Here is a 25,239-nt window from a genome sequence, read left to right on the forward strand (position 1 = left end):
TGGATGGAAGGTTTTAACTTTGAAACGGTTATCGATCCTGGAAAGAATCTCTATAAAGTTAAAACTAGAGAAGCGGGCTTTAATTTGTTGTTAGGTAAAAGGGTCGATTATTTCATCGACTACGAGCACAACTTTTTAACTGAATATAAAGATAAAGTAGACTTTGTGGTGCTTAATGCAGACAAAAAGTTGTTCATCGCTTTCCAAAATACAAGCAAAGGTAGAAAGTTAGCGGCGCTTTATGATCAAAACATGTTGGAACTTAGCAATAGCGGCGCTCTTGAACGTATTTATGGATTAGAGTTCGCCAAGAGTAAACTTGGCGACTTTAACGCTCATTAAAATCGTACTAATTGTGACTTAATACTTATAACCTTTATGACTATTCTCTAATTTATAAAATGTAGCTTGCACATAGTCTTTTGGATCGCCTGAGTTGTTTTGGTTATAAACCCCAGCCTTAAAGTACATGTATTGATCGCGTTTGTGGTATCCACTATCTTTCATATCGACCAGGTGTGTAATGTCGTCTTTGCCTTCTCTGCTTAATGTGACAGTTAAGATATCGCCTTTTACATCAATGATATAACTGAATTTTTCGTCTAGCGCTATGCCGTCTAATGGTTCTTTGGCATTGCTGGCTCGTGAGCCATTAAATTCGTAATATTGCTCGTCTCCTTTTCTTGGCTCGTGGGCAAGGTAAACAACACCTTTGGTATTGTTAGGGAGTTTTCGATAATACAATCTAGCGGGCTCGTCATCTTTAGCGTGAATTTGTCCAATGATCACTCTACCAACTTGCTTAGGGTCGCCAGTCACGGTGACATTGTTTATAGCAACTGTAGCTTCCAGCCGACCATCTACACCACCTGCTTGCCTTTGAGTTTTTCCACGGACAGAACTAAACACCCAATTATTTTTAGTCACCCCCTTAACTTTGATGCTGTTATCGCCTCTCCTCAACATTTCTCTTAATTCTGTGCGGGTATATTTAGTATTTTTTGAAGTCTTAACGCCATCAACAAATGCTGTAAAGACCATACCTCCGTCATCTGCCGTATAAAAGTAAGGTTTATATTGAAATCCTTTTTTAAATAACTTTTCTGGGATCGTGTCCACTTGCCCATCGTTATTAGTATCAACAGGTAAACTAATATTCCAATCTTCAAGATCAAAATTTAGTCCTGGCGCCGCTTTTGGATTGAGTTGAATATTTTCGGAGGCGATAGATGTAGTACTGAATACAAGGGTTAATAATGAAGCGAAGATTACTGGATCTTTATAAAACATATTTCTAACCTTTTAGTTAATGAGAGCGTTAGGCTGGATTTATATAGCTAGTATACCTAAAAACCAAGTGGTAAGAGTGTTTTGGCTGTAAAACACTAAAATTGGTCTTATTGTTTTTTTTAATTGGTATTACACCTTGGCTTTGATTTGGCGCTTTGCCCTTGTCATGTAGGGATTAGTGTTTGGTTGAGTCATGGTGTTTTTTGTAAATAAAATGTGTCTGTTCGTTAAATTTGACTGGTAAGATCGTTCTCTTTGTGTTTTTATATCAAGTGAAAGTAACCAAATTGGTTAAATTGGTAATATAGGTTGGTTGTGTAGATGCAGTTGTTAAGCAGATGCAGCAGATGCAAGATCTAGATAAAGCGTAATTCAAAGAGAGATTAACGATGAACAAGTTAAAATTATTTACCTTAAGCGTCCTGAGCGCTACGGTGATTTCATCCTGTGGAGACGACAAGTCTACATTGGAAGGAAATAGTAACGGAGCCTTTGAAATAATAGGTAGCAATTTTATCGCTGGCACGACACTAACTACGTCGCTAAGCGATCCAGACGGTATTGTTGATAGCTCGGTTAGTTATTCATGGGTAAAAGATACAAACGGCACGTCTGAGACTATTGGATCCGGCTCATCTTATACGATTACCGAAGCGGACGAAGGGTCAATCATAACGGGCTCAGCTTTATATACTGATAATGCTGGCTTCAGGCAAGGGCTAGGTGCTTCTACAACTGAAATACTTCCAACTTTAGATGTATCTGCTTTTATTGTTAAAGGCCCAGTCAGTGGCGCTATGTGTGACATTTTCTCAGTAGATGATAGCGGCGCAGCAGGCACAACTGCACAAGCGTCTTCAACATCTGATGCAAGCGGTGCCGTTTCTTTTGTCGATGTTCACTTTAAGGGCAACGGCTTAATTTCATGTTCTGGCGGTACTTATACTGATGAATCTACTGGTGATATCCTAGACGCTCCAAATTTAAGAGCGGTTGTAGATGTTATTGAAAGTGTCGTTGACGAAGTCAATCCAATAGTTGCACCAGACTACATTGTTTCTCCATTGACCGAAATGGCCGTGCAATCAGCAGGTAGCGATTTAACGACTGCTTCTGATGCAGCCGAAGCAATTAATGCGCGATTCGGTATTCGTTTTGATACCACAGAAACGCAGCCTACTGTTGTTGGTGTGGATGCACTCGGTGCTGATGACGCTGAAAATGCAGACAGATATGGTTCTGTATTGGCCCTTATCTCACAGCTAGATGCTGATGACGCAGACAAAAATGCTGCTACTATTTTAGCCGACCTTGTCGCTGATTTGTCTGACGACGCTGGCTTCTCTGAAGGCACACTAACAGCATTCGAAACGGCTCAAACTAATCTTCAAACTACTTCAGTAGTAGCTGCCGACGTTGACCAATCTTTGCTTGACGTAATCGGCTCAGCTGTTGGTTATAATAACGACCCTGTCACTGCCATTATCGAAGGCGTTTTAGGCGGTACAGTTAACAACACGGCAACGAGTCCTTTAACTGGTTCGGTAACAGTTACTGATCCAAATTTTGAAGAAGACGCCATTATTATTCAAACTGATGTCGCTCTTGACTTTGGTACTTTTAGTATCGCAGCTGATGGAAGTTGGTCTTACACAGTAGACGTTGCAAACGAGACGGTTGCTGGCCTTGAACTAGGAAATTCAGTAAACGATACAGTGACTATTTCATCTATTGATGGCACTACATCTGAGATTGATTTACGTGTTGCTGCGTTGACACAAGTCGCTAAACTCTCTGACACAGGAAGTGATACAGGTGAAATACGATTTGACCTAGATAACCTACGTCAAGGTAAGCTAACTGCTTCTTTCTCGAAAGAAGAAACCCGTGGTAGTGATGGAAACATAAAAGATGCTTACATTACGCTATATGGTTCTTCAGGTAGTTCTGCTGAGTCGTTGGTTGACCTGCGTATTCAAGGTAATCAAACTATCGACGATATCGCAGTTGAACCACGTTTCTTTGTTCGAAATACAGATAGTTCCTCTTACCCAGGTGACATGATCACTGCACCATTCGTTGAAGAACAATTCTATGACGTTGAAATAGTATGGGACTTAGATGCCCTTGAACAAATAACTATTTCTATTGATGGAGAAGTGATTGGCGGTGGTGCTTTCTCTACTGCTGCAGTTGTAGATTCAGATTTCGAAAACTTAGACCAATGGTTTGTTGATGGTGTTCAGCGAATTCAATTCAGATTTGGTGATAACGACAGAACCATTCCTTTTGGTAATTTCTTTGTAGATAATATTGCAGTGTATTCAGATACTGCTGGCACAGTGCGCGTATTTGAAGATGACTTTGAAAGTTATGATGAAGGCGAAGCCTTAGACGGTGCTGATAGCCTTTACAGTGAATCTGTTTATGCAGAGGTGGTTGTATTTGATGTGGGTGGCGCTGTCGAACCTACACCAGCAGCATTCTTTGATTTAACAGGGGCGATTGCTAGTGATGAAGTGTCTTCAACAGGTGCTGTAAGTGTACTTGACCCAGATGATGGTGAAGCGTTTGTTCTACAGTCAACACTAACAGGTATGTACGGTACATTAGAGATTTTAGAAGATGGTTCATGGACTTATACTCTTGATGCCGGAAACGCAACTATCTCAGCACTTCTTGTAGGTGAACGTGAAAAAGATACCTTCACTATTGAATCATTTGATGGCACTACTGCTGAACTAGCAATCACAATTGCTGGCACCATAGTTGTTAACACGGGTGCAAACAATGTTGCAGTTATTATCGATACCGACTCTGGTGATACTGGTGAACTTCGTTATGCACTTGGCGACAATGGTCCTCTTGCTGCTGGGCGAGTTGAAGTGAAAATTAAGCGTTTAGACGATGAAGTTGGCAGTGCAGATGCATTTATTACCTTGTTCAACGAAAACACTAACAACGATGGTGCAATTCTAGATCTTCGTGTTAGAGACGATAGTTTTGGTGTGCGTAGTCCGGGCGATGTTGATGCTTCTGCCGCAACTGTTGTGTTAGATACCTTCATGGATGTAGTGATTACTTGGGAATACCCAGGTGGCGATACTGCACTTAATCCTTTGGTAACAGTTGAAGTCGATGGTGTTAGTTTTGACGCTGAAGGGTTTACACCTGACAACAATTCATTTGGTGGTGTCACTCACGTATCCTTTAGATTGGGTGGAAATAGCGCCGTTACTGATGCTGCTGCTAAGTTTACTATTGATGACCTAGTTATTTTCTCTGATACAGCTGGCACATCAGAAGTGTTCTCTGATGACTTTGAGTCTTATGTTGATGGTGATTCGTTAGATACAGACAATGCAGTATCTCCTTATCATAGCAATACTTCAGAAGCGTCAATTGAAACGATTGGTTCTGCAGGCGGCCCTGGTACTCCAGGTAACAAGTTTGCTGCAATTACTGATACGACAGATGATACAGGTGAGTTACGTTATGCTCTTGGTGAAAATGGTCCATTAGCCCAAGGTCGATTCGAAGTGGCGATAAAACGTCTTGATGATGAACTTGGTAATGGTGACGCTTTCATTACACTGTTTAATGAAAATACCAATAATGATGGTGCTATTTTAGACCTTCGTATCCGCGACGATAGTTTTGGTGTGCGCAGTCCTAGTGATATTGATGCGTCTGCCGCTACGGTTGTTCTTGACCAATTTATGAACGTTGTGGTTACTTGGGAATATCCTGAAGGTAACTTAGAAGTGAATCCACTGGTAACAGTTGAGGTTGACGGCGTTCGCTTAACGGCTGACGGTTTCACCCCAGACAACAACTCTATTGGTGGTCTGACTCATATTTCGGTTCGATTTGGTGACAACTCTGGCATAAGAGAAGCTACAGGTATCGTATCAGTCGATAACGTAGCAATTTACTCAGATACAGCTGGTAATACAGAAGTATTCTCAGATGACTTTGAGTCATATGCTGCTGGTGATTCGCTAGATACCGACAATGCGGTTTCTCCATATCATAGCAACACTGCTGACGCTGTCGTTGCTGCTGAAGATGGTGCTGTTGGTGGCCCTGGAACTGCAGGTAACAAGTTTGCAGCAATTACAGATACATTAGATTCTGACACAGGTGAGCTGCGTTACGCTCTTGGTGATGCTGGTCCTTTAGCCCAAGGTCGATTTGAAGTAGCAGTAAAACGTTTGGATGATGAGCTTGGAAATGGTGACGCATTCATTACCCTGTTTAACTCAGCTACCAATAATGATGGCGCAATTTTAGACCTGCGTATTAGAGATGATAGTTTTGGTGTACGTAGCCCAAGTGACATTGATGCGTCAGGTGCTACCGTTGTTCTTGATCAGTTTATGAACGTTGTGGTGACTTGGGAATATCCAGAGGGTAACTTAGAAGTTACTCCACTGGTGACAGTTGAGGTTGACGGCGTTCGCTTAACGGCTGAGGGGTTCACCCCAGACAACAACTCTATTGGTGGCCTAACTCATGCCTCGATTAGATTTGGTGACAACGGAGGCGTAAGAGAAGCTACTGGTGTGGTATCTGTTGATAACGTTGCAATCTACTCTGATACAGCAGGGAGTACGTTAGTATTCTCTGATGACTTTGAGTCTTATGTTGACGGTGATTCTCTAGATACAGACAATGAACTTTCACCATTTAATTCATCAACATCTGAAGCGGTTGTTGCTTCAGAATAATAGTTAGTTGTGTGTGATGAAGCCCCTAAGGTGAAAGCCTTAGGGGTTTTTTTATAGCTGAAGTATTTTAAGAAAGTTATTAATGCTGATTGGTATAACCCGAGTTTGGGTTAGTTTATTATTTTTTAGTAGGTCTTTCCCAGTTAGCTATATTGCGTTGTTTGGCACGAGCAATAGCCAGTTCGTTATCGGCTATTTCTTTGGTAATAATAGAGCCTGCGCCCACAGTGGCATTATTGCCTATGTTAGCTGGCGCAACTAGTGAACTATTAGATCCTATAAAAGCTCCGTCACCGATAATGGTTTTGAACTTATTCACTCCGTCATAATTACACGTGATAGTCCCAGCACCAATATTGGCACCTTCACCTACTGTGGTATCGCCTAAATAAGTAAAGTGGTTGGCTTTTGAACCTTTGCCAAGTGTGGTTTTTTTCATTTCTACAAAATTACCCACTTTCGCCTTAGCATGCATAACCGCACCTGGGCGTAACCTTGCGAATGGGCCTACAGAGCAATGTTCGCCAACTTGTGCTTGTTCTATGATTGAGTTTGCCTCGATGCTTGCGCCTTCGGCGATGTCACAGTCAATAAGTACACAGTTAGGTCCAATTTGGGCATTAGAGCCGATAGTTACCTTGCCTTTGATGACGACATTTACGTCTATGCTAATATCTTGGCCTACAGTTAATTCTCCGCGTAGATCGAAGCGATGAGGGTCATTTAAACTAACACCTTGCGCCATGATTTTTTGTGCTTGCTCGAACTGAAAAGCGCGTTCGATGTTTGCAAGTTGCATACGGTTGTTAATGCCTTCAACTTCAATGGCAGAACTAGGGTGCGAGGCTTTAATGACCTTGCCTTCAGACGCTGCCATGGCAATAACATCTGTTAAGTAAAATTCACCTTGTGCATTGTCACTGTTGAGGTTGTTTAACCAACGTTTTAAATTCTGGCCCGACATGATCATCATGCCTGTATTAATTTCGCTAATTTTTCGTTGCTCGTCAGTGGCGTCTTTATGTTCAACGATTGCCGTTACTTGGTCTCCCTGACGAATTATGCGTCCCATGCCTGTAGGATCATCTAAATGCACAGTTAATAGTGCTAAATCTGCACTTTGTTTAATGGAGATTAATTCTTCTAGCGTTGACGGTTTAATTAGCGGTGCGTCACCAACTAAAATTAAAACGTCTTCGTCATCCGAAATGTGTGGCGCAGCTTGTTGCACAGCATGGCCAGTTCCGAGCTGTTCAGCTTGCAAACACCAGTTTAATTCATTATGCCCTAAGGTTTGTTTTAATTGATCAGCACCATGTCCATAAATAAGATTTATTGAACTTGCACCTATGGTGTTAACTGTGTCTATGATCCTCTGTACCATAGGTTTACCGCCAATTGGATGTAACACTTTTGGAAGAGAAGATTTCATTCTCGTTCCTTTACCTGCCGCTAAAACTACTACTGAAAAAGTCATAAATGTCCTTAATTAAAATGCTGGCAGTATTTTATACTGAACCTATTGAATAATACCAATCCATATTAATAAGTCATGACAACAGAAAAAAGGCTATGTGATATTCGAATTGTTTAAAAGATGTCGTCTAGGAAGGATAAAAGAGTAGAAACAACCTAGTTGCTTCTACTCAGTTTCTAAAAACATAATGGCTGGGTTATTTTCCATACCTTCTCGGATACATATCTGAAGTGATCTCTTGTACCGCTTGAATAAGTTCTGGGTAGGGTAAGTCAGTCGTGGTGACAAAGCCTATATTGGCATTTTCACCGTCAAATGAACGTCCTGAAATCGGCTCATCAACGTATTGGAACCAATGCGCGCCGACCATATAAGGCTTTTCTAACACGCTGCGCATGTACTTTTTGTACATAGCAGCACGTTCTGTTTGGTTTGCTGCATGCACAATACCAGGATTAAACATACCTGAGTCTGTGGCCGTGCCAATATGGAATTCCCCAATAGTCACGGGTAAGTCTACTTCTGTTAAGAAGTCCCAAAAATGGGCTTGTACACCTTCTTCGTAAATATTAAAGCTAAGTACGTCAGAGTACTTAATTGATGCTTTGATGATTTCGTCTGGCATGCCCCAATTTGCCATTCTGGCGCCCATGTATAAATGATTAGGCAGGGCTTCTTCAAGTGTGTTGTGAACCACAATGAAATATTGCTCGCCTAACATTTCCAACATCTTAGATAAATCATCAATTTGTGCATCAGAATGTGATGTAAAGGTCGCGCCTTGGGCTAATTCAGCCCAATCAGCTAATTCTGTTTTCCAAGCTTTATTCAATTCATCAACTGAAGCATACTTTGATTTTATGTGTTGAGTGAATGCTGCTTTAGCTGGGCTTTCATCAACACTTTTAGATAATGCATCTAAGATCACGCCATAACGGGCTTCAACTGACCCTTCGCGTTCACCCCAACTTTTTTCGTTATCAATAAATATTCCTGCACACCAAGGTGAGGCTTTTACTTTTTCAGCTATTTCATTGATGGTAATTTGTGCTCTTTGTTTAAAAACTGGGTCGTATGGGTCTGGCATTAATCCCCAATGATTAGTTTTACCAGACAAGGTTTTGAAATTGCCAATAATCCAACCGTTGGCAAAATAAGGTACTTTTTCTTTAGGATAAAAAGCCGGATCTACCCAGTTACCAAAAGAGGTGAAACCCCAGTGTTTCATTCTGTCTAATGTCACATCATGCCATTGTTTTACGTATGACTCAGGCTCGGTTTGGCCGTATCTTCGTTCTAAATTTGCGCGATAAAAACTGAAGGTTTCACCGTGTTTAACGGCTCCTTTATGGGTTGACCGGCGGTAGCTGTAATGATCTGCAAGTGGATCTTGGTAATCCGGTAACCACTCAAACATATTGTTGCGAATTTCTGACGTAACAAACCGAGACTGCTTTATTTCGTCTGCTATTTTGATAATGCCCATTGAATCTTCAGGAGTGGTTTCATCGTCGCGTATTACCCTAATTTCAGGGGCCGCGTAATCTATGCCTGTAATAGTTGTGAGGTTGGCCATACGCACATTAGCTGGCCCATGGGAGAAAAATAGGTAACCCTCTGGATCAACCATCCACCACTTTCCGTCTACTTTTTGTGTTCTAAAATAGCCTGTTGCCTCTAGTTTTGGTCCTTTTGAGTAACCACCAAAACGAGAACGGTCAGACATGCCCTTTGACACTTTAAGTATGGCAAGTTCTTCGTCTGCTAATTTTTTTAGTTCTTGTTCTGTTTTAACTTTCAGTGGGAAATCACGTTTGGCATTTTGGCCAAATTTATCGACAATATTAACTAACCAATCTTGTTCAGTGGCTGGATTTTTACGTATTCGTATATTATCTATATTAACGTGTTTGTCTTCTAGCGTGCCAATCGTAAAGAAGTTGAGGGCTTGTATCGTTTTTACATTAACCTGTGATGCTCTCCATGAACGCCAAACCATAAGGTGGTCATTTGTCTGCCAAGGCGGCGCATCTCCCCATAAGCCCACTTCTGTTTCTGCTTCTTTACCTTGAAGAGGAAAATATATAGTGCCAGCAAAACCGACTGGCAAACTGATTGAGCGTTTTTGGATTTCGGTACTAGGGTTTTCAATAGATAAATACAAATGTATTGGTGTAGAGCCAGTATTTTCAGCTTCAAAAGCGAGGTTATAGTTTTGATATTGATTTAGATCCCAAGGGGTTTTAGGTTCTATACGTACAGTAGAAATATTTTCCTTTGCAGAGAAATCGACCTTTAATTTTTGTCCCTCTGCAGTTGGAATCATGCTTTGTAGATCTGATTCTGAACTGATCCATGCCTGTTGTAGTTCACTATCAAAGTTAACCATTGATAGTAATACTTGTTCATTATCAAAAGGGTCAGATGATTTTTCAGTATTAACATTTGTAGCTTTTTCATCTGTGCTACAGGCTATTAAATTGACCAAAATACATAAGGTGACCAAACGCTTTTTGTGCCTAATATTCATTTTAGTTGCTCTAGCTGAAATGTTCTAAGTGAAGGTATGTTAAACATCCTAGTTTCAAATGTAAACTGTTAACAATCTGCCTATGTTTTGCCTGCTGCTGCATAGTAGTTATAAAGTAGTATGGCAATATCGTGAAAAAATGATTACATTGGTTAAACTAGGGAAGATTCTTAGTATTGGAGAGGATCTTGATCGTAATATTTATTTTGTTACGATAATATCGTCAAATTGAGATTGGATAAGTAAAGAGCAAGGCTGCCTGTGAATATATTCCGAACCTTACATCGTAGTATTTTGATACTATTTGCTGTTGTAGTGGTGTCTATTTTGGCACTTGCACATATCAGTATATCCAACATAGTTGCCGAACAAAGTAGAGCACAGCAGCAGTCACACTCTCCCGCATTAAAATTGATAACAGAACAATTAATGCGCCCACTACACATTTCCCAAACGCTCGCAGAAGCTCAAGAACTTAAACGATTAATGGCACAGCCACAAAATAAAGAACAAGAAATATTTTCAATGTTGGCCCGGCTAAACAAAGAATTTGATTTGAATTTTTTCATAGCTAGTGAAATAAACCGTGTTCAATATGACTCACGTGGCAGAAAAATTGAATTAGATGAAGAAAAAGTCGACTGGTACTTTAGGTATAAAGCCCAGCCAGAAACCGCTATGGCAGATATCGGACAGTGGCAAAATCCTCAGTTTTATATAGATTTAAAAATCTTTGATAAAGATGGAAAGTTTTTAGGGGTGTTCGGTGTTGGAAAAAGTTTAAAAGGGTTCACAGAAATATTTAGTCAGTATAAAAACCGATATGGATATGACTTTATATTTGTTGATCAAAATAAAGACATCACGTTGACTTCGGACATTGAATTATTAGTGCAAGGTGCGACTTTTAAAAACCTTTCAGATTTACCTTGGTTTAAGATTCTCGACGAACAGCAACAAAATAGCTCACTAAATAACTTATTGTTACCTATCAATGGGCAAGAGTCTCTGATTGCTGAATTAAATATACAGCCTTTTGATTGGACTTTATATTTAGTCACTCCTTTAGAATCGCGACAAACAGAGATTAGCCGCGGCTTTATGTTCAGTATAGTGACCTTATTGGTGGTTATTTTTGGACTATTCTTGCTGATATATAATTTATTGTATTATTTCAAGAAAGATATGCAAAAAATCAAGCAGATAGACATTCTTACTGAATTAGCCAACCGAAGTAATATGAACTTGAAGTTTGATGAATTAATGTATGAAAAACAGTCGGTTAGTTTGGTTTTAATTAACTTGGATAATTTCAAACCCATTAATGATACCCATGGCCGAAAAGCGGGCGATATTGTGCTGCGCCAAGTCGCTCAAATGTTACAAAATGAAATTAGAAGTACTGATTTTCTTGGGCGCTGGAGTGGTGAAGAGTTTATGTTGCTTATGCCCAATACTGGCCCTCATGAAGCAGTCGATTTGTGCCAGGTCTTGTGTAAAAAATTGTCGGTGATGATGATCACTACAGGATCGATTTCGATTCAAATTACCGCTAGTTTTGGTATTTCATTTACTGCGATTTCTCGACCAATGGCAGAAGTCATTTCAGCTGCAGATGATGCGTTATTCACCGCAAAGCGTGAAGGTAGAAACCTGGTGAAAATGCAGTTAATTAAATCTGATTAGTTTCAACCGGCTTATTCGTTTGTTTACTCAACCGAATCACCCCAGTTGTTAAAGCGACACCGACTAATACTAAACAAGCTCCTAACAGCATGTTTAAGGTCATTGTTTCTTGTAAAAATGCGATTCCCCAAATCACACCAAACACAGGCACTAAATAGGCAACGGTGATGGCTTTCTCAGCGCCTATGTTTGCTATTAGTCTGAAGTACATAATTGAGGCAATACCAGTACAAAAAAGCCCAAGTATTACGACTTGTATCCAACTATTTAAACTAGGATTGGCTTCAGGCCAAAAAAATAGACTGATAGGAAATAACGTTAATAGTGAAAAATAGTGGCTGCCCGCAGCGACAGTTAATGAACTGATCCCGGTTAAATATTTTTTAGAAAAACATGCTGATAATCCGTATCCAAAAGTAGCAACTAAAGCGGCTAATATAGGTAAATAGACCACTTCTACAACGTCATAAATCTTGCTAAGGCTTAATAGTAATACGCCCATGAAGCCTAAAAACAGGCCGAAAATTGCGATTTTTGACAAATTATCCTTTAGCCAAAAGAAACCTACTAATGCACCAAACATAGGAGCAGTGGCATTTAAAATTGAACTGTACCCAGCTCCCAAATGATATGTGCTATAACTGAATAAACAAAATGGTACTGCTGTATTGGCAATAGCCAAAAAGAAGATTGGTTTCCACTGTCGCTTAAATTCAGGAAACAATTTTTTGTAGATAAAAAAGGGTAACAAAGCTAATGCTGCAATGCCTGTTCGTAAGGTTACCAACATAACAGGCCCAAAGTCTCCCGTTGTTGTTCGCATAAACAAAAATGATGCCCCCCATAGTGCGGACAATATAAGCAATTCTATAAAGTATTTAGTTGGCACTATCGTTTACCCTTACTTGTTTCTCGAGCTCTAGTAGCTGTTGTTTTAACTGAGTGCCCCAAGCATACCCTGTTAGGCTGCCATTACTGCCAATGACTCTGTGGCAAGGTACAATAATTGCGATAGGGTTACGCCCATTTGCAGTTCCAACAGCTCTAACTGCTTTGGGATTGTTAATTCTTTTTGCAATATTGGCGTAACTTGATGTTTCTCCATACGGGATCTGCATAAGTTGCCCCCACACTTTTTGTTGAAACTCTGTTCCTTGGACATCGAATGCTAAATTAAAACTAGTTCTTTGTGCATCAAAATATTCGACCAATTGAATAGCGGCATTTTCAGTATGCTCATTAGTGATATTCGTGCCGGACTCTGCTTGATTAAACCTAAGAGAGGTGAGCCCTTTATTACTTGCTTGAATTTCAATATTACCAAAAGAGCTGTTTAGATACTGAGTGTAATGTTTTGGTTTATTCATGCTAAATTCCATAACTGTAACGTGAGATAACTACCCCAAGGTTGTGAATTATTGGCGGCTATTTGATATTTCTCTAGTTGTTGCTTAACGATTAAATCGGAGTCTAACCAAACGTCTGGGTTAGACTCTCCTCTGAGCTTTATATAAGAAACTGTCCAAGGGCCAATTCCTTTTATTGATATTAATTCATCCACTGCCAGGTTATTGGAAGACTGCATATAGTTAGCAAAAGCTATTAAGGTTTGCCTACGACTCATTGGTATTTTCAAAAACTTCAAATCACTGCTTGCTACGGCATTAGGGGTTGGAAAATATAACTGCGACTCGCATTTGCTACCTAAGTTTTCACATAATTTGTTAAGTAGACCTATGGCGATTTTCACTGATATTTGTTGGCCTAAAATGGCTCTGCATCCTGCCTCAAAAGTATCCCAAACCCCAGGTAATCTTAACCCTAGTGATAAGTCTTTGGCATGCAGCCCTGTGGTTAATAACTGTGAATGAATGACATTAGGCTCAGCATTAAGATCAAACACTCTTTGTATATTATTTAAAACGGGTTTCAGCTGGCAAAGTTTGTTAAGTTTTAATTCTAAATCAAAACAATGAACGTCTTGATTATATTCCATTTTAAACCAACCCGTATCCCCATTGATAATAAATGTTCTTGAGTAGCTATTGTCAGTAATTTTTTCGATGCTGGTGATTGCACGTAAGAACAAGAAGTCTTTTATGTGTTGCCAATTATAAGGTGGACGAAATGCCAATTTTAGTTTGATGGTTTGAGAGGGCTGTTTTTGACCTTTATTCGTTCTAATTTTTATTGGTGTCAGTCCGGTTACTTTTTTGATCTGATCTTGCAATCTTCTTGAGCTCGAAAAGCCACTCGCCTGCGCAACTTGTTCAACGGGTAATTGACTTTGATGAAGTAACTGTTTGGCAAATAGTACTTTATTAAATAATTGATACTGTTTAGGACTCATGCCTAATTCTTGCTGAAATAACTGCCTTAAATAACGAGGTGATATACCAAGTTTTGTGCTGATCTCGTTAATCGTTAAATTGGGGTATATTTTTAATAATTTTCTAGCCCGGCTAATGGTCGTTTGTATGCCCATCCAAGCAAATGAGTCGGGTGCGCTATCTGGCCGACAACGTAAACATGGCCGGTAACCAGATAACATAGCAAGCTCTGCCAATTCAAAATATTCTACGTTTTTTTCAAGTGGTGGATTTACCGGACATATTGGTCGACAAAAAATATGGGTTGTTTTAACTGCAATGAAGAACTTACCATCGAATCTGGGGTCTTTAGATAACCTAGCTTGTCGGTATGCCGCGTTCATTTTAATGACCTTGTTTTTACAATGAAATGTTATTCTATCGACTTTATTTAAGTTAAGTGCGACAAAAACGGTAGTTATAGTTGGAATTAGCCGATTGTTTAAAAATGACAGTTGATCCTAACTAGTAACAACGTTGATAATGAATGTGTTCATGCTTGTCATTGCCTGACAACTTTTTACGTAGGTGTTCGATTATTATTTTGATTTTTGTGAGAGATGTTTTGCCTTGTAGTGCGATTTTTTGGGGCTCATATGTGTAGACTGCTTTTATTTATTGTAATGTGTTTTGCAAGTCATACCTTATTGGCTGCCGAACCTTGGTTTAAAGAATTTGCTCAAGATATTCAAAGAAAAGCTGAGCGTAAAAATATTCCAGGTTACACCTTCGCTCTAATCGAAAAAGACAAACCCGCTACTGTCGTTGTGTTCGGTAAAGAAAGTAAATCTGGTCGGCCGATTGCAATAGACACGGTATTTAGATTAGCCTCTGTATCAAAGACATTTACCTCGATGTTAATGGCTAAATACGTCGAGCATAAAAAACTTGATTGGCAGGATCCAGTCGCAAATTTAGTGCCTCAATTTGAATTGGTAAACAAGGGTAAAAAACAGTTATCTTTACAACATGTCATTGGGCAATCAAGCGGTTATACTCCTAACGCTTATGACAATCTAATTGAAGCAAATTACCCAGTTAAGCGAGTGCTTACTATGCTTTCAGAGCTTAAACCTCTGTGTAAGCCTGGCGAATGTTACACATATCAAAATACATTGTTTGCTGTTGTCGAAGAGTATTTTTCACAACATAACTCTTCTTATGGGCAAGCGCTTAATAAAGCATTAATTCAACCTCTAAACATGCCAAACGCAAGTGTTGGTAAAAACGCATTGCAAAGCTCAAGCAAGTGGGCCAAACCTCACGTGGCTATTTCCAAAAATGGATGGCGTAAAACCCGAGTAAGAGATGATTATTATCGTTATTCACCCGCAGCAGGTGTGAATGCAAGTATGCGAGATATGATTATTTGGATGCGAGCTCTATTGGGGGAAACACCTAATGTGATTTCGAAAGATTTGGTTCAACAAGTAACAAGCCCTTTAACTAAAAGTAAAAAGGAATTGTACAGACGACAATGGCGTAAACATCTATCTGATGCACATTATGGTTTAGGCTGGCGAGTTTATCAGTTTGAAGGAGAAACTTTGAACTACCATGGTGGATGGGTGAAAGGATATCGAGCTGATGTGGCTTTTGCTCCAGAGTTTGGCGTTGCTTACGTTATGTTAATGAATGCTGAATCGAATCTAATTAATGAATTCACGCCTGATTTTTGGGCTCGATATTTTAGTCAAGCAAAAGCCAACTCAAAAACCAAAACTTAATCTATGCCATAAAGCGTTCTAGAGTCGTTTGACCGGCGCCTAGTCAATTATCTATCGTAAAAAACCGTGGCGGTAATTAAAGTAACCGCCTGTAAACATATTCATATAAATCACTTATTAGTGACATAAATTATTCATCTTTCTGCTTTAAGTTAGCCGCATAAAAATAGAGTCAAAAGCTCGCTAATCTTTTATTTTCACTTAGAGAAAAAACATGAATAAACGTTCTTCTAAATTAAATTATTTAAAAAAATCAATTTTAGCCTCCTTGACCAGTGTTGCGGTGATGGCAACTTATGCCCATGCTGGAACAATTGAAGGCCGAGTAACCGATGGCGATAATCGTACTTATTTTGAAGGTGCTCGTGTTGAACTCAAACAACAAAATAAAAGTGTAATTAGTGCTCGCGATGGCTTTTTTAGATTTGATAATTTATCGGCAGGTCAGTACACCTTAGTGGTCACCTATTTAGGAGCTAAACCCGTTGAACAAACGGTAACTGTTTCTGAAACTGGTGTTATTACGCAAAATTTGTCTTTAGCAAACAATGCTAAAGAAATTGACGAAGTATTGGTTATTGGCCAAAGAGCAGGCCAAGCGAATGCTTTGAATAGACAAAAAAATGCCTCTAGTTTGAAGTCTATTGTAAGTGCCGACAGTATTGGTCAATTACCCGACCAAAATGCAGCCGAGGCCTTACAACGTCTACCTGGTATGTTTATTCAACGAGACCAGGGGGAAGGGCGCTTTGTAGGAATTCGAGGTATTGATCCAAATTTAAATAATGTGACGATAAATGGCGTAAACGTACCTTCGCCTGAAGCGGGTGTGCGTAGTGTGGCCATGGACGTTATACCTAGTGAACTCATTCAAAGTTTAGAAGTAAGCAAAACCGTCACTTCTGATATGGACGCAAGCGCTGTGGGTGGCTCAATTGAAGTCAAAAGTTTAAGTGCATTTGATAGGGCAGGTCGCAATTATAGCCTAACGGTACAAGAGTCATATAACGCACAAGTATCAGAAGCGAGCCCCAAATTATCTGCCAGCTTTAGCGATATTGTTGAACTTGATAATGATAATAAATTAGGTGTTGCTGCTGCCGTGTCTTGGTTTGAGCGGGACTTTGGCTCGCTAAATATGGAAACCGATGGTGGTTGGGCTGAGATTGAAGCAGAAGACGCTGCCACTGGTGATGATGCAGAGTTTTTTGGAGCAGAAGAAATCGAACAACGTTATTACCGCATCACTCGTGAAAGACTTGGCGTCGCGGTGAATTTGGACTTACACACATCGAGTACTGATAAATACTTTTTACGTACATTATGGAGTGAATTTTCTGATGATGAATTCCGTTTGCGTAACGAATACAAGTTTGCAGATGGTGCTGTTGACCTTACCTCTTTAAATAATAATAGTTGTTCATTCGCTGGCGCTGAAATGGATAGGGATACAAAGGACAGGTACGAGTCTCAAAGCATAATGTCAATTGTAGCAGGCGGCGAAAATCAGTTAAACGACTGGACCCTTGAATATACTTTGGGGTATTCAAAATCAGAAGAAAAAGAACCAGATCGTATTGATGTAGACTTTAAAGGTGAAGATCTTGATTTGGCATACCTGATGTCTGGTCCTATTCCTGTGTTAACTCAATCTGCCAATGCCCATGATTTAAGTAACTTTGAATTGGACGAAATTGTCTTCGAAGACAACTTAACCGAAGATGAAGACTTAAGCTTGAAGATTGATTTAACCAAAGACTTTGTTGTAAACAATCACAATGCCGAATTTAAATGGGGCGCTAAGCTTACTCAAAGAGAAAAATTCAATCGCTTAAATAGCACGGTTTACGATGGTGGATTTAACGATGCAAGCGGAGCTCAATTTGCTGTAAATATTGATGACTACGACATAGGTGATTTTGGTCCAGGGTTTTCAAGAAGCGCTATTAAAGATTACTTTTTTGCTAATCAGTCTCAGCTAGAAATCAATGCAAATGATACAGAAATTAATAGTTTAGGTCAGTCCTATGTAAGTGAAGAGGATGTACTCGCTGTATATGGCATGGTCACTATGGATATCGATAATTGGCATGTTGTTGCTGGTGTCCGCTTAGAAGACACTCAGTTTTCTACTTCTGGAAATCGAGTAGAATTAGTTGTTGATGAAGTGGCGGATACTGAAACAGTAGGCGTGACTCCATTAGCTGTTGAGAAAGACTATTCTCACTTTATGCCTAATTTAAATGTTCGTTATGACATGAATGAACAACTAGTTATGCGTTTTGCTTATACACAAACCATTGCTCGCCCAACCTTTGAAGATGCAGCAGCCTTTCAGTTAATTGAAACCGAAAGTAAAGATGATGACGGTGTTATTGAAATAGAGCGCAAAGCTGAAGTAGGCAATCCTGAGTTAGACCCTTATGAATCTACCAACTTAGATTTTTCGGTAGAGTATTACCCAGGCCACATTGGGGTGTTATCAGCGAGTATTTTTTATAAAGATATAGATAACTTTATCGTGCTACAAGAAGTGGAAGATAATGGACAGTGGGACGGGTTTGACGAAGTACTACAAAAAGTGAATGGTGGCAGTGCGTCATTACAAGGATTTGAGCTAGCATGGACTAAGAACTTTGATTCTGGATTAATGCTAAGTGCTAACGGGACCTTTATCGATGCTGATGATCAACTACCTCAGCAGGCTGATGTAGTAGGTAACCTAATGCTGGGTTATGAAAATGATAATTTTAGTTCACGCTTAAGCTTGTCTCACAAAGGGAAAAGTTTTCAGTTTGAGGACAATGACAGTGGGGTATATCAAGACGCTCACACCCAACTTGATTTCAGCGCAAAATATTACATCAATGACAGTATGCAGGTGTATTTTAACGCAGTTAATTTGACTGATGAAGCGTATTACTTGTACCACGGTTCAGCGGCTTATAACTATCAGTACGAAACTTACGGACGTTCTTACGAATTAGGTTTTACCTTCAGTTCGTTCTAATTTTATTTCGGCAGGTAAGTCATAGTTTTAATGGCTTGCCTTTACCGAAAGGGTAATTAGCTCAAGAGTATTAAATGAAAAATAGATTAATTATGTTAGCGAGTTTGCTAGCTGTTGGTGGTTGTTCTACGCAGCAACCTGAACCCCAAAATATAGACAATATCAATTTTATAGCCTTTGGTGATGGTGGCTACAGCGTTGAATATCCCAAGCAAAAACATATTGATAAAGCCTTAAGTAAACAAGAATTTATTGAGGAAGAACGTAAAGACTGGTTAGAAGATTACCGGCCTATTGCTGAATTCGATCATGCACCTATTCACGTGTATCCAGACACCAAAATCGCCACCGAAAAAAGTGGGGCAACGCCAGTGGGTTTGGCTATGGCAAAACTCTGTGATATTCGGCCTTGTGATTTTGCAATTCAGTTAGGAGACAATATCTATCCAGATGGAGCGGATGCCGATGACGGCAAAGATGATCAGAAAAGAATGAATGATCTAATCCTAGCGCCTTTACAACCCCTGTTTAGCCAAGACCCCAATTTAGTCGTCTATTCTGCTCTAGGTAATCATGATTGGAAGTCTTCTCGTAAGGGAGTGGCCTTACAAACAAAATGGATGAAGACTCAGCCAAATTTTCATATGGATGACAGAGGGTATTATTCTTATAAAATTGGTGGGGCTGGCCAAGACGTAGAGTTTTTTGTACTCGATACAAACATGTTATTAGCTGGGCAAACATTTTATGAAGTCCCTTTATTGCCTGACGGTAGTGAACAAGATGAAACAACAGCCATGGAAAAAGGTATTGCAGAGTTAGAGGACATTGAGCCACACGAAGGGCCAGTTAATAACGAAGACAAAGTACAGCTTACTTGGTTGGAAGACGGTTTAGCCAAGTCTACTGCTAAGTGGAAAATTGTGTATGGCCATCATATTTTATGGTCAATAGGAGGCACTAAATACAGCGAAGGTCATGTTTTACGAAAGTTACTTTTACCAAGTTTGTGTCAGTTCGCTGATGCCTATATAGCTGGCCATGAGCATGATCTTGAATTACTTACAGATGATTGTTCGACTATTTTAGGTGACAGTAATAAACCTAAGTTACCGCTTATTATCAGTGGCGCTGCGTCTAAAATGCGAGGTAAACATACACCTTTTGCCGAGCAACAAGAAAAGCTTTATGGGCAAATGGATTTAGTTTGGTCGAAAAGTTTCACCTGGGGATTTAGCCATATGGAATTAGATAACCATAAGAATATGCTCAAAGTAGAGTTCTACTCCACACCAAGGCTTGGCAATGGTGAATTGATTAAAGAACAAGTATTCACATTTTCTCGTCGAAATCAATAAACTAGGCTTAATTAAGCTTTTTGCTTCAGTATTGAAATGCAATACTGAAGCGACTATTTATATAAGAATATTTATTTTAAAAACTGAATATCATTCTCAGTAACAACTTAAACCTTATTCGCTAACTCGATAATATTAAATTTCGTATTTTCTTCACCTTTAAAAAATACATTACATTGTCCCCAGCTAGCAGGTATGTTCCATATTGAATCTTCTTCTGCGGTAAAGCGAGAACGTTTATTATCACAACGTATTTCCAACTCTCTTAAAGGCCCTTGCACATCGCTTATTTGGAAGCGATTTCTGCTAAGTTGATGAGTTTGATGGCCTCTTTGATTAATTTGGGTATTTCTCACTAAGGTTTTGTCACTTGTTATGGCAGCATTAATTTGTTGGATAACGGGTGTATATTGTTTGACTAGTTTTTCAGCGCCTTTTACTTTTTCAATTTTTTCAAAGGTAGCTAACGCTTGCACATATATTTGTTGTTCAACTTGCAAAATAAACATTCTAGATAAAATATGCAGGTAGTTATCTTTTCCAATAGATTTTTCAGCTCCGTTACTGGCACGGTTAACACTATTTAACTCACGGATAGGATCTTTTAAGGCGAAGGCTAATAAAGAATCTGCTAACCAAAACCAATCGTTTTCATGCATGTTCCAGAGTTTTTTTGTTTTTAATTTCTGCAGATTTTGTTCTGCTAATTGATAATCTTTTTTGGCAATAGCTGCAGATATCTTTTTGTAATGGCGATAAAAGGTTGAAGTAACTCCGAGGCTCCCTTGCAACCTAAAATCTAACTGTACCGTAGATTTACACTGTTCGATGACTTTTCCATCTTGCTCTGCGGGATCATATTTCCACTGTTTTATTGCCCGAATAGCCGATTTTTCAAAGCCTTTTATACCAGACGAATCTTCGATTATGGGTTCAACAACCTCGCCTTCTTTATTGATGACAAAACTCAATTTTACCCAACCTTCTTGGCCTTTTCTTGCTGCAGTAACAGGGTATCGAGGATGTATACGTTCAAGTGGTTTCGCGTCTTTGATTATTGCGGTTTCAATTAAACGGGACACCTCGGTTTGCTCGGCATGGGTTGTGGGAATAAACGAACAAAGTATCAGAGCAATGGAAAGGTGTTTCATAAATCATCCTTGAATATATGGGAAGTACATGAGTGATTGGGTATATTAATTGGCTAAGTGCTAAATGTCACCTGAGTTCTTACCTACCTGCAAATCCTAGACTTTAAGGTAGGTGTAGCCTTTTAAACAGCTTTCGTAAAAGTCAGTCCATTTCACGCCTTCTCTGGGTTTCATTTTACCGCTAGCAACATGTTTATCGATTGATTTTTTCACTGTGTGAGCCATAGATTTAGGATGGTATTGCATAATGGATAATACATCTTCAACAGAGGAGCCGTGTACCACTTCCTCAATATAAAAGTCTTCAGGATCATCGTCATGGCTGAAAATGTGTACTTCATTTAGGCGGCCAAATAAATTATGCATATCGCCCATAACATCTTGATAAGCGCCGGTTAAAAATAAGCCTAAAAAATAGTCTTCGTCTGGCTTTAAAGTATGCATAGGTAATACGTCAGAAATACCGTTTTCGCTAACAAATTGGTCGAGTTTCCCATCGCTGTCACAGGTGATATCAACTAACGAACATTTGATTGTGGGTTTCTCGTTCATGCGTGTTAAAGGCACAACTGGAAGTATTTGATCGATGGCCCAGGTATCGGCTGCAGATTGAAATACTGAGAAGTTACATAGGTATTGCGATGAAAGATCGAACTCTAACTCTTGCATATCTTCTGGCACAAACTCTTCGTTTTGCACTTTAACCTTTACCTTTTCCATTATTTGCCAGTATAAGGTTTCAATCTTGGCTAGTTCTTCTAAAGATATTACCCGTAACTTAAAGGCTTCTTTGGCCTGCTCTTTAAATTGGGATGCGTCGTTAAAAATTTCTTGCAAGTTATCGTGGGTATCAATGATCTCGGTTAACTCACGAATATCGCTCACCAATACGTGTTCGTTTTCTTCTTTGTCTGTTTGAATGCCTGCACTGTGTGCTTTAATTTCACCGACTACTTGAGTAATCACGCAGCTGTGATGGGCTGTAATAGCTCTGCCGCTTTCACTGACTAACGTTGGATGAGGGACGTGTTCTAAGTCGCAGACTTGTTTCATACCGTACACTATATCAGCAACATATTCGTTCATTGTGTAATTACGTGACGAATCATTAGTGGATTTGGTGCCGTCATAGTCGATACCCAGTCCACCGCCTACGTCTACATATTTTAACTTGAAGCCCATTTTATGAAGTTCAGAATAAATCATTGCTCCTTCATTAATTGATTCTTTAACTGAACGAATATCGGTTAATTGAGAGCCTATATGAAAATGCAATAATTGCAGACTGTCTGCCATGCCCCTTTCTTCAAGATAACGAGCTGCACCAATGATTTCACTAATGGTTAGGCCGAATTTAGCCCGTTCTCCACCAGAGCTTGCCCATTTACCTCTACCTTTAGCTGTCATCTTTGAGCGCACGCCAACCAGTGGTTTAATGCCCAATTCGTCTGCAATTTTAACTAATAGTGTAAGTTCAGAGAATTTTTCAATAACAACAATGGTTTTACGCCCTAGTTTTAAACTGAGCAGGGCCAAGCGCATAAATTCTTGATCTTTGTAGCCGTTTAAAATAGTTAAAGACTCTGTATTGGTATTAAGAGCCATTACGGTGAGAAGTTCAGCTTTTGAACCTGCCTCTAAGCCATAATTAAAAGGTGCGCCAGCGTCTACCACTTCTTCAACAACTTCGCGCATTTGATTAACCTTTACTGGGTACACTCCCATGTATTGGCCTTGATACTCTGCTTCTTCAATGTTGGCTTGAAAGGTTTGATTAAGCGTAGCAACTTGGGATCTTAATATGTCATGAAAACGAACAACAACAGGGAATTGAATACCTTCATGTTTAATTTCGTCAATGACAGACTTAAAATCAATACGCATGTCTGTGTTAGCGGGATCGGGCGTAACAAATAAGTTTCCATTATCACCAATTTCAAAATAGCCTTCACCCCAGCGTTTTACTCGGTAAAGGTTTTCAGAATCGTCAATGGTCCACTTTTTGTTTGAGCTCATACTTAAATCGCTGTTTTAAAAATTAAATTTTTGCGGATTATAGTGAACAAGTATTCCGCTGGCTACAGGTTAAACCAATTCCATTGAGTCTCTAATCACAACGAATCACAACTTAGTGTTACAAAAGCAGTAATGAAGCAGAACCTAAAAATACAAAAAAACCAACGACATCAGTCACTGTAGTCAAAATTACTGAGCCAGCAATTGCCGGGTCAACACCCAATTTATCAAGAAATACTGGTATCGCTATACCAGCAAAAGCAGCGACCACCATATTAATTATGATTGCAAAAGCGATAATGAAAGAAAGGGAGGTACTGTCAAACCAAACCGAGGTAACAAAAGACACCACACCAGCCCAAAGTAGACCGTTAAAAAATGCTACTAACACTTCTTTATTACCTAAGGCTCTTAGATTAGATTTAGCTAATTGACCTGTGGCTATACCACGTATTGTTAAAGTTAAGGTTTGACTGCCTGTAATCCCTCCCATACTCGCGACAATAGGCATTAAAACAGCTAAAGCAACTACTTGTACAAGTACTTCATCGAATATTCCAATCACCATAGAAGCAGCTAATGCTGTGATCAAATTTATGCCTAGCCATACTGCACGGCGTCTAGAACTGGTGAAAACCGGGGCAAATAAATCTTCGTCGCTAACTCGCCCCATATGAGACAATTGAGACTCGTAGTATTCCTGATATACATCTATGGCGTCTTTTATAGACAACCTACCTACTAATCGACCTTGTTTATTGATGACGGGTAACATAGAGCGCCCACAACTTTTCATTGCTTCTGCAGCTTCGATTAAGTTTTGATCCGCCGCTAATATTTGGTCTGAAAATTCCGCAATTTGAATGACATCAATCTGCTCATTACAACTAAATAGCTGATTGATATCAATTTGACCTAGATAATGTCCGCTTTCATCAACTACCAAAATACTGTCGGTGTAGCTTGGTAAGTCGTTAGCTTTTAACTCGTCAAGCAAGTCTGCTGTATTGACGCCTTTGCAGACAGTAAAAACTTCGTGATTTACGTATCGGCCTAACTGATCGTCGCTATAGGTTAATGCTTCTTCGACAAGACCCAATTCTTCGGGATTCAGTTTTTTAATTAAACCCTTAGTGACATGACTAGGAAGCACTTCTAAAATTTCTAGTAGTTCTGAGGTATTACTCGTTAAGGCTACATCTTCAATATTTTGAGCACTGAGTAATGACATTAGTTGCACACGTGAGTCATCACGCATCGCAGCTAAAACAGAAGACTTTTTGTCTTGGTTAAGTGTTTGCCATAATTTTAAACGGTGCTCTTTAGGCAGTCCCTCAAATACAAAAGCCCAATCTTCAGCACTAAAGTCTTTGGCTATAATCGGAACCGCTACTTGGTTTTCTTGTAATCGATCTAAGATCCACAAAAAGGCACTTTCACGTTGTTCTTGATTAACCATTAGTGCTCCTTATATTTTAGTGATTTACTTTAGTCCGATTGTATTTCATATCAAAAATAATTTTAATTTAGCTTATGAATGTTAGCGATATATCAAGTTCGACGCCACAATTATGCGCGTGAAAAATTTAACTTAGGTGTAAGTGAATCAATAATTTTTTATGGACTATTTTACAGTTTTTTAAATGTAAGTGTGTGTTTGCTACTATATTAGTCCTTTTAAAAATGCGTAATCTTTTATTGTGGTTAAAGTATTGTCGGTCATGAAGATAATTAAGAATAAGATCTACTTTCAAATAAGTAGCCATGTTTTTAGGTTAAATGGAACAGACTTTTTATATAGATTAGCTGGATTGATATTGAAACACTTCTTCAATTGAATGACCAAATACTGTAGAAATTTTAAATGCTACTTCTAAAGTTGGTGAGTACTTGCT

Annotated in this window: 14 protein-coding genes and 2 pseudogenes; 6 read left to right on the forward strand and 10 right to left on the reverse strand. The window is 39.3% G+C overall.

Annotated elements, in window-relative coordinates; genetic code table 11:
* A pseudogene (locus ACSHXM_RS14045) lies at window positions 1–342 on the forward strand (hypothetical protein); the annotation flags it as partial.
* A gap of 18 nt (window positions 343–360) precedes the next feature.
* On the opposite strand, the gene ACSHXM_RS14050 reads toward ACSHXM_RS14045, so the two are convergent.
* Window positions 361–1,290, reverse strand: coding sequence for a polysaccharide lyase family 7 protein (locus ACSHXM_RS14050; protein WP_435689466.1), 930 nt, complete (start codon window positions 1,288–1,290; stop codon window positions 361–363).
* A 389-nt stretch (window positions 1,291–1,679) separates the two neighbouring features.
* On the opposite strand from ACSHXM_RS14050, the gene ACSHXM_RS14055 reads away from it, so the two are divergent.
* Complete coding sequence (locus ACSHXM_RS14055) at window positions 1,680–6,020, forward strand: VCBS domain-containing protein (RefSeq protein ID WP_435689468.1); 4,341 nt, start codon at window positions 1,680–1,682, stop codon at window positions 6,018–6,020.
* A gap of 118 nt (window positions 6,021–6,138) precedes the next feature.
* Here ACSHXM_RS14055 and glmU read toward each other — a convergent pair whose 3' ends face one another.
* On the reverse strand, window positions 6,139–7,497 hold the full coding sequence (gene glmU, locus ACSHXM_RS14060; protein ID WP_435689470.1) for a bifunctional UDP-N-acetylglucosamine diphosphorylase/glucosamine-1-phosphate N-acetyltransferase GlmU: 1,359 nt from the start codon (window positions 7,495–7,497) through the stop codon (window positions 6,139–6,141).
* A 196-nt stretch (window positions 7,498–7,693) separates the two neighbouring features.
* Window positions 7,694–10,027, reverse strand: coding sequence for an agarase (locus ACSHXM_RS14065; RefSeq protein WP_435689472.1), 2,334 nt, complete (start codon window positions 10,025–10,027; stop codon window positions 7,694–7,696).
* Window positions 10,028–10,288: 261 nt separating this feature from the next.
* Between ACSHXM_RS14065 and ACSHXM_RS14070 the strand changes: the two genes are divergently transcribed.
* Window positions 10,289–11,713, forward strand: a complete 1,425-nt coding sequence (locus ACSHXM_RS14070; protein ID WP_435689474.1) for a sensor domain-containing diguanylate cyclase — start codon at window positions 10,289–10,291, stop codon at window positions 11,711–11,713.
* On the opposite strand, the gene ACSHXM_RS14075 is transcribed toward ACSHXM_RS14070, so the two are convergent.
* From ACSHXM_RS14075 to ACSHXM_RS14085, 3 genes are read right to left on the reverse strand one after another with little or no spacing between them, the layout of a single operon-like run.
* Window positions 11,700–12,602 carry a DMT family transporter gene (locus tag ACSHXM_RS14075; RefSeq protein WP_435689477.1) on the reverse strand — a complete coding sequence of 301 codons (903 nt, stop codon included), beginning with the start codon at window positions 12,600–12,602 and terminating at the stop codon, window positions 11,700–11,702. The two genes, ACSHXM_RS14070 and ACSHXM_RS14075, sit on opposite strands and share 14 nt — an antisense overlap.
* On the reverse strand, window positions 12,592–13,080 hold the full coding sequence (locus ACSHXM_RS14080; RefSeq protein WP_435689479.1) for a methylated-DNA--[protein]-cysteine S-methyltransferase: 489 nt from the start codon (window positions 13,078–13,080) through the stop codon (window positions 12,592–12,594). Before ACSHXM_RS14080 ends, ACSHXM_RS14075 begins: the two co-directional genes overlap by 11 nt.
* Complete coding sequence (locus tag ACSHXM_RS14085; protein ID WP_435689481.1) at window positions 13,077–14,426, reverse strand: AlkA N-terminal domain-containing protein; 1,350 nt, start codon at window positions 14,424–14,426, stop codon at window positions 13,077–13,079. Before ACSHXM_RS14085 ends, ACSHXM_RS14080 begins: the two co-directional genes overlap by 4 nt.
* Before the next feature lie 252 nt (window positions 14,427–14,678).
* On the opposite strand from ACSHXM_RS14085, the gene ACSHXM_RS14090 reads away from it, so the two are divergent.
* The 3 genes from ACSHXM_RS14090 to ACSHXM_RS14100 all read left to right on the forward strand — a co-directional run bounded on the left by ACSHXM_RS14090 (window position 14,679) and on the right by ACSHXM_RS14100 (window position 20,177).
* Window positions 14,679–15,809: a serine hydrolase domain-containing protein gene (locus ACSHXM_RS14090; RefSeq protein ID WP_435689483.1), complete on the forward strand. Its 1,131-nt coding sequence runs from the start codon at window positions 14,679–14,681 to the stop codon at window positions 15,807–15,809.
* A 214-nt stretch (window positions 15,810–16,023) separates the two neighbouring features.
* Window positions 16,024–18,819 (forward strand): TonB-dependent receptor, encoded by a 2,796-nt coding sequence (locus tag ACSHXM_RS14095; protein WP_435689485.1) that lies wholly within the window; start codon window positions 16,024–16,026, stop codon window positions 18,817–18,819.
* Window positions 18,820–18,893: 74 nt separating this feature from the next.
* Window positions 18,894–20,177: a metallophosphoesterase gene (locus ACSHXM_RS14100; RefSeq protein WP_435689487.1), complete on the forward strand. Its 1,284-nt coding sequence runs from the start codon at window positions 18,894–18,896 to the stop codon at window positions 20,175–20,177.
* A 107-nt stretch (window positions 20,178–20,284) separates the two neighbouring features.
* Here ACSHXM_RS14100 and ACSHXM_RS14105 read toward each other — a convergent pair whose 3' ends face one another.
* The 4 genes and pseudogenes from ACSHXM_RS14105 to ACSHXM_RS14120 form a co-directional block, all read right to left on the reverse strand.
* The gene (locus tag ACSHXM_RS14105) at window positions 20,285–21,328 is read right to left on the reverse strand and encodes an energy transducer TonB (protein ID WP_435689489.1); all 1,044 of its coding nucleotides are present in this window, start codon (window positions 21,326–21,328) and stop codon (window positions 20,285–20,287) included.
* A 96-nt stretch (window positions 21,329–21,424) separates the two neighbouring features.
* Window positions 21,425–23,344, reverse strand: a complete 1,920-nt coding sequence (gene speA / locus ACSHXM_RS14110) for a biosynthetic arginine decarboxylase (RefSeq protein WP_435689491.1) — start codon at window positions 23,342–23,344, stop codon at window positions 21,425–21,427.
* A gap of 118 nt (window positions 23,345–23,462) precedes the next feature.
* A complete protein-coding gene (locus ACSHXM_RS14115) occupies window positions 23,463–24,803 on the reverse strand; it encodes a magnesium transporter (RefSeq protein WP_435689493.1) in 1,341 nt (446 codons plus the stop codon).
* A gap of 343 nt (window positions 24,804–25,146) precedes the next feature.
* Window positions 25,147–25,239 (reverse strand): annotated as a pseudogene (locus ACSHXM_RS14120) (transcriptional regulator); the annotation flags it as partial.

Source organism: Paraglaciecola sp. (assembly GCF_051252315.1).
In the GTDB taxonomy this organism is placed as follows: domain Bacteria; phylum Pseudomonadota; class Gammaproteobacteria; order Enterobacterales; family Alteromonadaceae; genus Paraglaciecola.